Source organism: Streptomyces sp. XD-27, from assembly GCF_030553055.1.
GTDB lineage: Bacteria > Actinomycetota > Actinomycetes > Streptomycetales > Streptomycetaceae > Streptomyces.
Genome location: NZ_CP130713.1, coordinates 5,853,565 through 5,865,676, shown reverse-complemented (window position 1 = coordinate 5,865,676; position 12,112 = coordinate 5,853,565). Strand labels below are relative to the sequence as shown.

The following is a 12,112-nucleotide window of genomic DNA, read 5'->3' as shown; positions in this document are numbered from 1 at the left end:
ACGGGGGACGTCCGCATGCGGGTCACTCGGGCGGGGTGCTGTACAGCTCCAAGGTCGCCTTGGACGTCGACGTATCCATGAGCCTCAGCTCCCACGGCCCGGTGTTGACGTCGAAGTCCTTGCCGAACCCGACCCACTTCCCCGCCATGCGGCGGCCGGTCGGCTCTACCAGCATCTGCACGGCGCCGTGGTAGGAGGCGCCCTGGTAATAGCCGTCGCCGGCCGTCTGCTCGGTCCACGTGCCCGTGACGACACTCCGGTCGACCGTGAGGTCCAGGGAGAGGGGGGAGTCCGGGTTGGACGACGCCCCTCGCAGTGACCGCCCGGTCAGCCGATTGCCGTGCTGGACGAGCACGACGAAGTGCTTGCCTTCGAAGGTGTCGTCACGACCTGACGAGTAGAACTCGTACCGGGACAGCCACACACCGCTGTAGTTGGCTCCGGCCGTCTGCGGGGCCGGCAGGGTGTCCGCCTCGGCCGGGGCAACACCCTCGGGGCTCGGCGCCATGTCGTGTCCCCCAGCGCCGTCGCCGCGCACCCGGGCCATGGGCACTTGTGGGGCGAACCCCAAGGACTCGACCGGCATCCCCGTGACGCGTTCCAGAGCACGGACGTACACCGGCCTCGGCGTCCTGCTGATGCCGGCCTCCCAGCGCTGAACGAGTCTCTTGCTGGCGTCGTTCGGCTCGCCCAGTTCCAGCCCTGCTCGGCGAAGCGCCTTCGCCAGGTCGTCTTGGCTCATCCGCAGGCCGATGCGCACGGCCCGCAGCGCGTCGTTCGGTACGTGCACCACGGTCGTCATGCCATCCAAGCTAGCCGTAAGGGGCCTGCAATGACACCTAATTGACGCCCTTTGAGGGACACCCGAACAACGCCCTTTCCGTCGTCGCAGTGTCCAGGTCGGCGACGGCACCATCACGACATCCCAAGCCAACGGGGAAGGGCAGACCGTGATGGACGGAAAAGAACGCGGCAAGCGGCTCATGACCCTCCGGGTGTCCCGCGACGGAGGCCGGACCTGGGGTGCCGAACTGGTGATGAGGAGCACCGAGCCGTTGCCACCCCTGCATACCTCCGTATGGCCACCGTGCCAGTGCTTACGCTGCACGTCCGGTGCGGGCCCCGGGCGCCCGGGGTAAGCCCAATGGCACGCCCCCCGGGGTACGCGAAACTGCCCCGGCTCTCCGTGTGAGCCGGGGCAGTTTCCGTATGAGGAGATGAAGCTGGCGGGGGGGGTTAGCCCATCTCCTCCAACGCCTTGCCCTTGGTCTCCGGCACCCACTTGAGGATGAACGGGATCGAGAGCGCGGCGAAGACGGTGTACATCACGTACGTGCCCGACAGGTTCCACTCCGACAGGTTCGGGAAGCTGGCGGTGATGGCCCAGTTGGCGATCCACTGCGCGGAGGCGGCGACGCCCAGCGCGGCGGCGCGGATGCGGTTGGGGAACATCTCGCCGAGCAGGACCCAGACCACCACGCCCCACGACAGGGCGAAGAAAAGCACGAAGGCGTGGGCCGCGATCAGGGCCAGGACGCCCTGGGTGTGCGGGAGCTTGCCGTCGACGAGGTCTGCGGAGAAGGCCCAGGCCAGCAGGCCCAGCGAGACCGCCATGCCCACCGAGCCGATCAGCGCGAGCGGCTTGCGGCCGACCTTGTCGACGAAGATCATCGCGATGATGGTGCCGACGATGTTGATGATCGATGTGGTGAAGGAGTAGAAGAACGAGCCGCTCGGGTCGACGCCGACGGACTGCCACAGCGTCGAGGAGTAGTAGAACGCGACGTTGATGCCGACGAGCTGCTGGAAGACCGACAGGCCGATGCCGATCCAGACGATCGGCAGCAGACCGCCCCGGCCGCCCATCAGGTCGCGGAAGGTCGACTTGTGCTCGCTGCGCATCGCCTGCTCGATCTCGGCGACCCGGGCGTCGAGGTCGGATCCGGCGCCCTCGACCTCGGCGAGGACCTCCTTGGCCTTGTCGCTGCGGCCGGCGGAGATCAGGAAGCGGGGCGACTCGGGGATGGCGAAGGACAGCAGCCCGTAGAGCGCGGCGGGGACGACCATGACGCCGAGCATCCACTGCCAGGCCTCGATCCCGGCGATCTCACCGCGCTGGTCGCCGTCGGCGAGGTTGAGGATGCCCCAGTTGACCAGCTGGGAGATCGCGATGCCGATGACGATCGCGGCCTGCTGGAAGGAGGCGAGTCGGCCGCGGTACGCGGGCGGGGCGACCTCGGCGATGTAGGCGGGGCCGATCACGGAGGCCATGCCGATGCCGATGCCGCCGAGCACCCGCCACATGGCCAGGTCCCACAGCGAGAACGGCAGTGCCGAGCCGACCGCGCTGACGGTGAAGAGCACGGCGGCGATCTGCATGACCCGGATCCGGCCGATGCGGTCGGCGAGCCGGCCCGCGGTGGCGGCGCCGACGGCGCAGCCGATCAGGGCGACGGCGATGACCTGGGCGAGCGCGGCCGATCCGATCTCGTACTTGTCACGGATGGCCTCGACCGCGCCATTGATCACGGCGCTGTCGTAGCCGAAAAGGAAGCCGCCCATCGCGGCGGCGGCGGTGATGAAGATGACATGGCCGAGGTGTTCCGTCGGGGCCTTGCGGCCCGCGGACGCCTGCGCCGTCGCGGTGGTGGTCAACGTGTACTCCTCTGGCCCGGCACCGTCGCCGAACCTTGAAGGTAAAAACGACGTTGCCGAGACTATGTCTTCAAGTTTCGAAGTCAATAGGATGTGGCTAAGAAGTTACGCCGCAAGGCTCGTCGACTTGACTTCAAAAGGTGAAGTAGTGCGGCCCGGGAGTGACGCGGGGGAGGTCAGCGCAGCCGCTGGCTGATGACCTTCGAGACCCCGTCGCCCTGCATGGAGACGCCGTACAGCGCGTCGGCGACCTCCATGGTCCGCTTCTGGTGAGTGATCACGATCAGCTGCGAGCTCTCCTGGAGCTCTTCCATGATCCGGATCAGCCGCTGGAGGTTGGTGTCGTCCAGCGCCGCCTCGACCTCGTCCATCACATAGAACGGGCTCGGCCGGGCCTTGAAGATCGACACCAGCAGCGCCACGGCGGTCAGCGACCGCTCGCCGCCCGACAGCAGCGACAGCCGCTTGACCTTCTTGCCCGGCGGCCGCGCCTCCACTTCCACGCCGGTGGCCAGCATGTTGTCGGGGTCGGTCAGGACCAGCCGGCCCTCGCCGCCGGGGAAGAGCCGGGAGAAGACCCCCTCGAACTCGCGCGCCGTGTCGTGGTACGCCTCCGTGAAGACCTGCTCGACCCGCTCGTCGACCTCCTTGACCACCTGGAGCAGGTCGGCCCGGGTCTTCTTCAGGTCCTCGAGCTGCTCGGTGAGGAACTTGTGCCGTTCCTCCAGGGCCGCGAACTCCTCCAGCGCCAGCGGGTTGACCTTGCCGAGCTGCTGGTAGGCGCGCTCGGCGGCCTTGAGCCGCTTCTCCTGCTCGGCCCGTACGAAGGGCAGCGGCCGCCCCGCGGCGTCGGCGGCCTCCTCCCCCTCGGCGGGCGGCGACGCGGGTACGGGCTGGTCGGGACCGTACTCCGCGATCAGCCCGGCGGGCTCGACGCCCAGCTCCTCCAGCGCCTTGGTCTCCAGCTGCTCGATGCGCAGCCGCTTCTCCGCGCCCAGCACCTCGCCGCGGTGCACCGAGTCCGTCAGCTTGTCCAGCTCGCCCTTGAGCTCGCGGCCCTGGTTGCGCTCGGCGACCAGCTCCTGCTCCCGCTCGGCCTTGGCCCGCTCCGCGGCGTCCCGCTCGGCCTCGGCCCGCACCAGCGACACCTCCACATGGGCGAGCAGCTGCCGGGCGCCGGAGGCGACCGCGGCCGCCACCTCCGCCTCGTGCCGCAACCGGGCGCGCCGCTGCTGGGCGCGGGCCCGCGCCTCGCGCTCGGCGCGCGCGGCGCGGTCGAGGGAGTCGGCGCGCCCCGCGAGCCCCTTGACGCGCTCCTCGTGGGTACGGACCTGGAGGCGGGCCTCCATCTCCGTCTGGCGGGCGTTGGCCCCGTCGGCGGCGAGCCGGTCCCGTACCGAGGTGTCCGGCTCCTCCTCGCCCGGTGCCTCCTCGGCCACCGCCAGCCGCTCGGAAAGGACCTCGGCCTCCTCGGTGGCCCGCTCCAGCGCCTCCTGGGCCTTGTCGGCGGCCTCCGTCATCCGCTCGGCCTCTCCGGCGGCCGCCCGGGCCTGCCCGGAGAGCCGCCCCAGCGCCTGCGCGACCTGCGACTTCTCCCGGTCGGCGGCGCTGCGCCGCCCGGCCAGCTCCTCGACGAGGGCGGCACACGCGGTACGCCGCTCCCCCGCCCGGCGCTGCGTCTCGGCCAGTTCCGCGCACCGCACGGCGAGCTCCGCCAGCTCCGCCGCGGCCTCGTCGACCGACGCCTGCACCTCCAGCAGGCTGGGCGCGCCCGCGGAACCGCCGTGCGCGAAGTGCGTGCCGAGCAGGTCGCCTTCGGCGGTGACGGCGGTCAGCTCCGGGCGGGCGGCGACGAGTTGCTCGGCGTCCTCCAAGGTCCCGACCACCACGACCCGGTCCAGCAGCCGGCGCACGGCGGGGAGCAGCTCGGCGGGCCCGCGCACGAGGTCCGCGGCGCGGGGGTACCCGACGGCGTCCGCCGCCCCGCCGGGCAGGGCGGCGGAGCCGGACACGCCCCGCGCGCCCGTCCCCGCCGGCTCCCCCGCCGCCTCCACGGCGTCGCCACCGGGCGAGGCCACCGCGCCGCCCGGGCCGGACGGAAGCGCCATGCCACCACCGACCGCGGCACGCGTATGCGGCTCCCGCGCCTCGCCGTCGGTGGCGAAGGGTGCCGCGCCAGGCCCCGGGATCTGCCCCGAACCGCCCTGCGGCGCACCGCCGGTACGTGCGGCCGGGACGGCCGGGCCCGCGTCCGGGACGGCCGACGAGGGCGCGGACGGGGCGGAGCCCTGGGGGTACGGGCCGGGACCCGAGGCGGGCGGGGCGGGGCTCTCGGCGTGCGGGGCGGCAGCCGAGGCAGGCGGGGCCGCGGGCCCGCCCAGCAGCAGTGCGGCGCGGCCCGCGTCCTGTTTGCGGAGCAGGCGCAGCGCGTCGGCCGCCGTGGCCGGGTCGGTGACCGCGATCGCGTCGGCGGCGGCGCCCAGTGCGGCGGCCAGCGGGATCTCGTGGCCGGGGGCGACCGTCAGGAGTTCCGCGGCGGGGCCGAGCAGCCCGCTCAGCTGGTCGGCGGCGGCGAGCAGGGCGCCCGTGCCGTCCTTCCTGCGCAGGCCCAGCGCGAGGGCGTCGTGCCGGGCCGCGGTGGCCGCGCGTTGGCGCTCGGCGGCGGTGGCGGCCTCGCGCGCCGCGCCCAGCGCGGCCTCGGCCTCGGCGAGCTCGCGCTTGGCCGTCTCGTGCCGTTCGGCCAGCTCCGCGTCGTCCGCGTCGAGCCCGTCGACCTCCTCGCGCAGCTGCTCGTACTCCTCCTGGGCGGTGACCGCCCGGCGGCGCGCCTCGTCCCGGGCCGTCGCGAGCCGGTCGATCTCGGCCTGGGCGGAGGCGGCCCGGCCGCGCGCGGCGGTCACCTGGCCGTGCAGCCGGGCGAGCCCCTCGCGGCGGTCGGCGATGGCCCGGGCGGCGTCCTTGAGCCGGCGTTCCTCCTCGGCCAACCGGCGCTCCAGCTCGGCCCGGTGGGCGACGGTGTCCTCCAGCGCGCGGCTCGCGGCCTCCAACGCGGCCTCCAGCTCCGCCTCCTGCTCGCGGATCCGGGCCGCCTCGCGTTCCATGTCCTCCGGGTCGCGGCCGCGCCGCTCCTCGGCGGGGGCGGAGGTGGCGCTCTTGACCCGCGCGTCCGCGAGGCTGACGGTGCCGCGTACCCGCTCGGCGAGCTGCGAGAGCTCGTGCCAGGTCGCTTGCGCGCGCTGGAGCCGCGGCGCCAGCGTGCGTACCTGCTCCTCCAAGGCGGCCTCGCGCTGGAGGGCGGCCTTCAGCCGCGCCTCGGCGGACTCCTTGCGCTGCTTGAGCGCCGCCTCGTCGGCGATCTCGGAGCGCAGCGCCTCGCGCAGGGTGACCAGGTCGTCGGCGAGCAGCCGCAGCCGCACGTCCCGCAGGTCGGCCTGGATGACGGCGGCGCGCCGGGCCACGGCGGCCTGCCGGCCCAGCGGTTTGAGCTGGCGGCGCAGCTCGTCGGTGAGGTCCTGGACGCGGGCCAGGTTGGCCTGCATCGCGTCCAGTTTGCGCAGCGCCTTCTCCTTGCGCTTGCGGTGCTTGAGGACGCCGGCCGCCTCTTCGATGAAGGCGCGGCGGCCCATCGGGTCGGCGTGCAGGACGGAGTCGAGCTGGCCCTGGCCGACGATGACGTGCATCTCGCGGCCGATGCCGGAGTCGGAGAGCAGTTCCTGGATGTCCAGCAGCCGGCAGGTGTCGCCGTTGATCTGGTATTCGCTGCCGCCGTTGCGGAACATGATCCGCGTGATGGTGACTTCGGCGTATTCGATGGGCAGCGCGCCGTCGGAGTTGTCGATGGTGAGGGAGACCTCGGCGCGGCCCAGCGGCGGGCGGCCGGTGGTCCCGGCGAAGATGACGTCCTCCATCTTCCCGCCGCGCAGGGACTTGGCTCCCTGTTCACCCATGACCCAGGAGAGCGCGTCCACCACGTTGGACTTGCCCGACCCGTTGGGGCCGACGACGCAGGTGATGCCGGGTTCGAAGCGCAGCGTCGTGGCCGAGGCGAAGGACTTGAAACCTCGCAGGGTCAGGCTCTTCAGGTGCACGCCGTGGGACTCTACCGTTCGTGTTCGGTTTCGCCGGGGAAGGCGCCGGGCACATCAGGGTTAAGGAACACTCAGGGGACGCTGGAGCGGCGCCGAGACGAACGGCGACGAACGCGACTGATGAGCACCGGGGGGCAGAGGACACGACGAAGGGACGCCAAGGCGTCCCTTGCAGATTCTCAAGCGGCTGACGATTGCAGCCCGACCTGCCCGGAGGCCGAGGTCAGGCGAGCGCAGGCTCCGCCTGGGGTACGTCGATGCTGTCGAGCAGCGAGTCGCTACGATGTGCGGCAGCCGAGAGGGCGTCGTTTTCGGCCTGGATCCGGATGAGCTCGGATTCGAGGTCCTGGACGCGCTGCTGAAGCCGTCGCATCTCGGCGAGGACTCGGGGGTCGGAGCCGCCGACGTATCCGAGAAGCGCCTTTGCCATGATGGATGGTCCTCCACACTGAGTGACCGACCGAAGCGGTGTGGGTCGTGAGGGATTCGCACCCGCGATGTCTGCCATCATCGACGTGCTCAATGCCAAACAATGAAGGTGCGCGGGGCTTCCAGCGTCTCACCAAAAAGTTTGACGGTCAACACGATCACAGCCCGCATCGCCTGTCGGGCCTAGGGCGGAAAGGCCGCAGACTCTGGCGGCACCGCCTCTCCGAGGTCCCCGCAGGGCCACAGCGATCATCCTTGGTCCGCAGCCTTCCATGGAGTCGCGTGATTGGCAACCACCAGCCCGTTCTCGCTCCTCGCGGCCTGTCTCGGCACCCGTCGGAAGCGGCTTTCGACGGCGCTCCGGGCGGACCGGGTCAGCGGGTCTCGAAGGTGTCGTAGCCGCCTCGTGGGGTGTCCCAGATCTCAGTGACGCCGTCGACGCGGCCGGGCGTGTCGCCCGCGCGCAGCCAGTCGAGCAGTTGCTCGCATTCGGCGCGCGGCCCCTCGGCCACCACCTGGACCCGGCCGTCGGCCAGATTCGACGCGAAGCCGACGAGACCGCCGATCCGCAGCGCGTTGGCCCGCGTGTACCAGCGGAAACCCACGCCCTGGACGCGGCCGCGGACCCAGACGGTAAGTCGGACGTTGTCGTTCATGCGTGCACGCTAACCGGCCATTTCCCCCCTGGACACATCCGCCCCACCCCTTATGGCGTACAGTCCCGGCTCAATAGCTTCACCCGTATGGGTGAATGTCGTTGACCGCCGAGCACGTAAGGAAGGCAGCGGATGGGTCGCCATCGACGATCTGCCCCCGAACCCACGGCAGGACCCCCCTCCTCCACCGGGACCGCTCCGGACGCCACCCGCCACCGGGGAGCGCGCCGCAAGGGCCCGGCGCCGGTACGCACCGGACTGCTGGGCGCATCCGCCGCCGTCGCGCTGGGCGCGGTGGCGGTGGCCTCCGGCCTGGTGCCGGGATTCTCCCCCGGCTCGGGCGGGGACTCCGGTGCGACCGTGCGCGCCGACCACCTCCCGGACGAGGACCTGGGCGCGCAGGGCTCCTCCTCGGGGCCGACCGCGGAGCGCGGCACGACGCCCGCGAGCCGCGGCGACGGCCGTTCGCAGGCGCCGTCCGCCTCCCCCTCGAAGAAGGCGTCGGCCAAGCCGTCCGCGAGCCCGTCGAAGAAGCCGTCGCCCTCCCGGTCGGCGAAGCCCGGCGGCGGAGACGGCACCGGCGACGGGCGCCCGAGCCCGACCCGTACCACCGCCCCCGCCACGCCGACGCGGACCGCGCCCCCCACCACCGGGGGACCGCACTCGGCCTCCGAGCGGGAGGTGCTGGCCCTGGTCAACCAGGAGCGGGCGCAGGCGGGCTGCTCCCCGCTGTCCGCCGACCCGGAGCTGGCCGAGCTCGCCGGGGCCTTCAGCGAGGACATGGACGCGCGGAACTTCTTCGACCACACCGACCCGGATGGCGATTCGCCCTGGGACCGGGCGAAGCAGGCCGGGGTCAGCAATCTGGGCGGCGAGAACATAGCCCGCGGCCAGGCGGACGCGCGGGCGGTGATGGACTCGTGGATGAACAGCCCCGGCCACCGCGCGAACATCCTCAACTGCGACTTCAAGACCCTGGGCGTGGGCGCGCACGAAGGCGACGGCGGCCCGTGGTGGACGCAGGAGTTCGGCTACTGAGCCGTGCCGCGGCCATCACGCGCGAACGGACGCCACGCGCATCGACCCCGTACCCCTCGGCGGAGGGATACGGGGTCGATGTCGTCAGGGCCCGAAGGGGCGCTCCGGCGTTCCGCGCGTCAGGCGGTGACGGCGGCTCGGCCCGCCACGACGATCCGTGCGGCCTCCGCGATCCGGCGGCCGAGGTGCTCGGCGGTCTCGACGTCCGCCTTGTGCACGCCCTCGGGGCCCTGGTCCTGGTCGGTCTGGGCGGCGGCGCCGAGGAAGAACCCGAGCCGGTTGATGTCGTTCTCCGAGGCGGTGGAGGCGTTCCAGCCCGGGAGCAGACCGAGGTTCACCCAGCTCATGCCGTGCTGGGCGGCGAGCACGGTGAAGTACTGGAGCGTGTGCAGCTTGTCGCCGCTCTTGGACGCGGAGTTGGTGAAGCCCGCGGCGATCTTGTCCTGCCAGGCCCGGGTGAACCAGCGCTTGCTGGTCGCCTCGGCGAAGACGTGGAAGGCGCCGGACGCGGTGCCCATGTAGGTGGGCGAGCCGAAGACGATCGCGTCGGAGGCGTCCAGCTGCTCCCACTGGGCCTCGGTTATCTCGTCGACCTTGACCAGGTGCACGGTCGCCCCGGCGGCGGAGGCGCCGGTGCGCACGGCCTCGGCGAGGACGGTCGTGTGCCCGAAGCCGGAGTGGTAGGCGATGGAAACGACGGGGGTGGTCATGCGGTGCTCCTTGGTCAGGTCCCGAGCGGTGGCAGGAACAAGAAGAGCACTAACTTTTGGAAAGCGCAACCCACTGGATAGCGCTGTGCGCGAGTATGGTGGGTGCATGACGACTCCGCGCACCGCCACGCCGGCTCCGGACGTCTGTCCGGACGACCTCCCGTTCAACGTCTTCGCCCGCGCCTGCCCCTCCCGAGACACGCTGGAGCACGTCACCGGGCGATGGGGCAGCCTGACGCTGGGCGCGCTCAGCGACGGCACGTTCCGCTTCAACGAACTGCGGCGCCGGGTCGACGGCGTCAGCGAGAAGATGCTGTCCCAGACGCTGCACGCGCTGGAGCGCGACGGACTCGTCCACCGCGAGGCGCAGCCCACCAACCCGCCCCGGGTCGACTACCGGCTCACGCCGCTCGGCGCGGCCGTCGCGGACCGGCTGCTGGGCCTCATCCGCTTCGTCGAGGACCAGATGCCGCAGGTGCTGGACGCGCGGGAGCGCTACGACCGGCAGCGCGCCGAATGACGGGCGGGCGCTGGCAGCGCGGGCAGAAGTAGCTGGACCGGTTCATCCACGGCCTGCGGCGGATCGGCGCACCGCAGCGGCGGCACGGCTCGTCCTCGCGGCCGTACGCGTCCAGGGACCGGGAGAAGTAGCCGGACTCGCCGTTGACGTTGACGTAGAGGCTGTCGAAGCTGGTGCCGCCGGCCGCCAGCGCGTCGTTCATGACGTCGCGGATGTGGCCGAGCAGCTCGGTGGTCCGCGGCCGGGTGAGGGTGGCCGTCGGCCGGTCGTAGTGCAGCCGGGACCGCCACAGCGCCTCGTCCGCGTAGATGTTGCCGACCCCGCTGATCAGCGACTGGTCGAGCAGCGCGCGCTTGACGGTCGTACGGCGCCGACGCAGCGCGGCGTGGAAGAGCTCCGCGTCGAACGCCGGGTCGAGCGGGTCCGGGGCGATGTGGGCGATGACGTCCGGCAGTCCGTCGGCCGCGCCGGGCGCCGCACCGTGCAGGGACAGCCCGCCGAAGGTGCGCTGGTCGACGAAGCGCAGTTCGGTGCCCTCGCCGTCCTCGAACCGCAGCCGGATGCGGAGGTGCTTCTCGTCGGGCGCGCCGACGGGCTGCACGAGCAGCTGGCCGCTCATGCCGAGGTGCGCGAGGACGGCCTCGGCCGCGCCGTCGAGCGGCAGCCACAGATACTTGCCGCGGCGCCGGGCCGGGCCGATCCGGCGGCCCTCCAGCCTCCGGGCGAAGTCCTCGGCACCCGCGAGGTGCCGGCGTGTCGCGCGGGGGTGCAGGACGTCGACGCCCTCGACCGTGCGGCCGCTGACCCAGCGTTCCAGTCCGCGCCGCACCACTTCGACCTCGGGCAACTCGGGCAAGGGGACTCCTCGGGGGTACCGGTGACAGGTACGAGTGTGCTCCCGCGCGGGTCTTTCCGGCACCGCGCGCCAAGGCCGCGGGCCACTGGGACCGGCAGACGCGTGAGAGGGCGGCGGGCCACGTGGCCCGCCGCCCTCTCAGGGTTCAGCGTGCGGCGCTCTCGGGCGCCTCGGTGCTGCCGGACGGCGCGGCGCCGTCCGGGTTCCGGCCGTCCGCGGCGGCGGCAGCCGCCTTCGCCTCGTCGGCGGCCGTGCGGATCGCGCGCCAGGCGGACTCCGCCGCCTGCTGCTCCGCTTCCTTCTTGCTGCGGCCGGTGCCGGTGCCGTACGCGACACCACCGACGCGGGCAGCAGCCGTGAAGGTCTTCTCGTGGTCGGGACCCGTCTCCGAGACCAGGTACTCCGGAACACCGAGACCCTCGGTGGCCGTCAGCTCCTGGAGGCTGGTCTTCCAGTCCAGGCCTGCGCCGAGATTGGAGGACTTCTCGATGAGCGGGTCGAAGAGCCGGTGCACCAGTTCGGCGGCGGCGTCGAGACCCTGGTCCAGATAGACCGCGCCGATCACCGCCTCCAGGGTGTCGGCCAGGATGGACGCCTTGTCCCTGCCCCCGGTGCCCTCTTCGCCCCGGCCGAGCCGGATGAAGGCGCCGAGGTCGAGGCCGCGGCCCACCTCCGCCAGCGCGCGCGAGTTGACCACCGCGGCCCGCAGTTTGGCCAGCTGGCCTTCGGGCAGGTCCGGGTGGATGCGGTACAGCGTGTCCGTGACCACCAGGCCGAGCACCGAATCCCCGAGGAATTCCAGGCGCTCGTTGGTGGGCAGGCCGCCGTTCTCGTACGCGAAGGAGCGGTGGGTCAGCGCACGTACCAGAAGGGCGGACTCAAGCTGATACCCGAGCCGCCCTTCCAGAATCGTGTGGGACGAGGCTGTGTCCGCCGGCGCCTTCTTCGACGAGTTGCCGTCTGACATAGAGCCTGTCACCCGCCGATCAGACCGCGAGGACCTGACGCTTGTTGTAGGTGCCGCAGCTCGGGCACGCGATGTGCTGCAGCTTCGGCTCCTGGCAGCTGCTGCAAGCCACCAGGGTGGGGACCGCAGCCTTCCACTGCGACCGGCGGTGGCGCGTGTTGCTGCGCGACATCTTCCGCTTCGGAACAGCCAC

The 12,112-nt window shown here is 72.1% G+C and carries 11 protein-coding genes; 2 read left to right on the top strand and 9 right to left on the bottom strand.

Annotated features, from left to right (window positions below; all coding sequences use genetic code 11):
* Nucleotides 1–22: 22 nt before the first annotated feature.
* From Q3Y56_RS25670 to Q3Y56_RS25650, 5 genes are all read right to left on the bottom strand, one after another.
* Nucleotides 23–802, bottom strand: coding sequence for a DNA-binding transcriptional regulator (locus tag Q3Y56_RS25670; protein WP_304464180.1), 780 nt, complete (start codon nucleotides 800–802; stop codon nucleotides 23–25).
* Between the two features lie 434 nt (nucleotides 803–1,236).
* Nucleotides 1,237–2,655 (bottom strand): sugar porter family MFS transporter, encoded by a 1,419-nt coding sequence (locus tag Q3Y56_RS25665; RefSeq protein WP_304464179.1) that lies wholly within the window; start codon nucleotides 2,653–2,655, stop codon nucleotides 1,237–1,239.
* Nucleotides 2,656–2,831: 176 nt separating this feature from the next.
* Complete coding sequence (locus tag Q3Y56_RS25660; RefSeq protein ID WP_304464178.1) at nucleotides 2,832–6,743, bottom strand: AAA family ATPase; 3,912 nt, start codon at nucleotides 6,741–6,743, stop codon at nucleotides 2,832–2,834.
* Between the two features lie 223 nt (nucleotides 6,744–6,966).
* Nucleotides 6,967–7,173: a hypothetical protein gene (locus tag Q3Y56_RS25655; protein ID WP_304464177.1), complete on the bottom strand. Its 207-nt coding sequence runs from the start codon at nucleotides 7,171–7,173 to the stop codon at nucleotides 6,967–6,969.
* Nucleotides 7,174–7,546: 373 nt separating this feature from the next.
* Nucleotides 7,547–7,828 (bottom strand): acylphosphatase, encoded by a 282-nt coding sequence (locus Q3Y56_RS25650; RefSeq protein ID WP_304464176.1) that lies wholly within the window; start codon nucleotides 7,826–7,828, stop codon nucleotides 7,547–7,549.
* Nucleotides 7,829–7,960: 132 nt separating this feature from the next.
* Here Q3Y56_RS25650 and Q3Y56_RS25645 point away from each other — a divergent pair, with 132 nt between their 5' ends.
* A complete protein-coding gene (locus tag Q3Y56_RS25645; RefSeq protein ID WP_304464175.1) occupies nucleotides 7,961–8,866 on the top strand; it encodes a CAP domain-containing protein in 906 nt (301 codons plus the stop codon).
* 119 nt (nucleotides 8,867–8,985) lie between these two features.
* Here the strand turns inward: Q3Y56_RS25645 and Q3Y56_RS25640 are convergent, their stop codons facing one another.
* A complete protein-coding gene (locus Q3Y56_RS25640; protein WP_304464174.1) occupies nucleotides 8,986–9,576 on the bottom strand; it encodes a flavodoxin family protein in 591 nt (196 codons plus the stop codon).
* Nucleotides 9,577–9,682: 106 nt separating this feature from the next.
* On the opposite strand from Q3Y56_RS25640, the gene Q3Y56_RS25635 reads away from it, so the two are divergent.
* On the top strand, nucleotides 9,683–10,096 hold the full coding sequence (locus Q3Y56_RS25635; RefSeq protein ID WP_304464173.1) for a helix-turn-helix domain-containing protein: 414 nt from the start codon (nucleotides 9,683–9,685) through the stop codon (nucleotides 10,094–10,096).
* Here the strand turns inward: Q3Y56_RS25635 and mutM are convergent.
* The 3 genes from mutM to rpmF all read right to left on the bottom strand — a co-directional run bounded on the left by mutM (nucleotide 10,020) and on the right by rpmF (nucleotide 12,112).
* Complete coding sequence (gene mutM, locus Q3Y56_RS25630) at nucleotides 10,020–10,952, bottom strand: bifunctional DNA-formamidopyrimidine glycosylase/DNA-(apurinic or apyrimidinic site) lyase (RefSeq protein WP_304464172.1); 933 nt, start codon at nucleotides 10,950–10,952, stop codon at nucleotides 10,020–10,022. The two genes, Q3Y56_RS25635 and mutM, sit on opposite strands and share 77 nt — an antisense overlap.
* A 145-nt stretch (nucleotides 10,953–11,097) precedes the next feature.
* The gene (rnc, locus tag Q3Y56_RS25625; protein ID WP_304464171.1) at nucleotides 11,098–11,919 is read right to left on the bottom strand and encodes a ribonuclease III; all 822 of its coding nucleotides are present in this window, start codon (nucleotides 11,917–11,919) and stop codon (nucleotides 11,098–11,100) included.
* 19 nt (nucleotides 11,920–11,938) lie between these two features.
* A complete protein-coding gene (rpmF, locus tag Q3Y56_RS25620; protein WP_304464170.1) occupies nucleotides 11,939–12,112 on the bottom strand; it encodes a 50S ribosomal protein L32 in 174 nt (57 codons plus the stop codon).

What these genes read in the sequence shown, in the direction of transcription:
- Q3Y56_RS25635 (WP_304464173.1), top strand. Translation starts at nt 9,683, where the DNA reads ATGACGACTCCGCGCACCGCCACGCCGGCTCCGGACGTCTGTCCGGAC.
- Q3Y56_RS25645 (WP_304464175.1), top strand. Translation starts at nt 7,961, where the DNA reads ATGGGTCGCCATCGACGATCTGCCCCCGAACCCACGGCAGGACCCCCC.
- rnc (WP_304464171.1), bottom strand. Translation starts at nt 11,919, where the DNA reads ATGTCAGACGGCAACTCGTCGAAGAAGGCGCCGGCGGACACAGCCTCG.
- Q3Y56_RS25650 (WP_304464176.1), bottom strand. Translation starts at nt 7,828, where the DNA reads ATGAACGACAACGTCCGACTTACCGTCTGGGTCCGCGGCCGCGTCCAG.
- Q3Y56_RS25670 (WP_304464180.1), bottom strand. Translation starts at nt 802, where the DNA reads ATGACGACCGTGGTGCACGTACCGAACGACGCGCTGCGGGCCGTGCGC.
- Q3Y56_RS25655 (WP_304464177.1), bottom strand. Translation starts at nt 7,173, where the DNA reads ATGGCAAAGGCGCTTCTCGGATACGTCGGCGGCTCCGACCCCCGAGTC.
- Q3Y56_RS25640 (WP_304464174.1), bottom strand. Translation starts at nt 9,576, where the DNA reads ATGACCACCCCCGTCGTTTCCATCGCCTACCACTCCGGCTTCGGGCAC.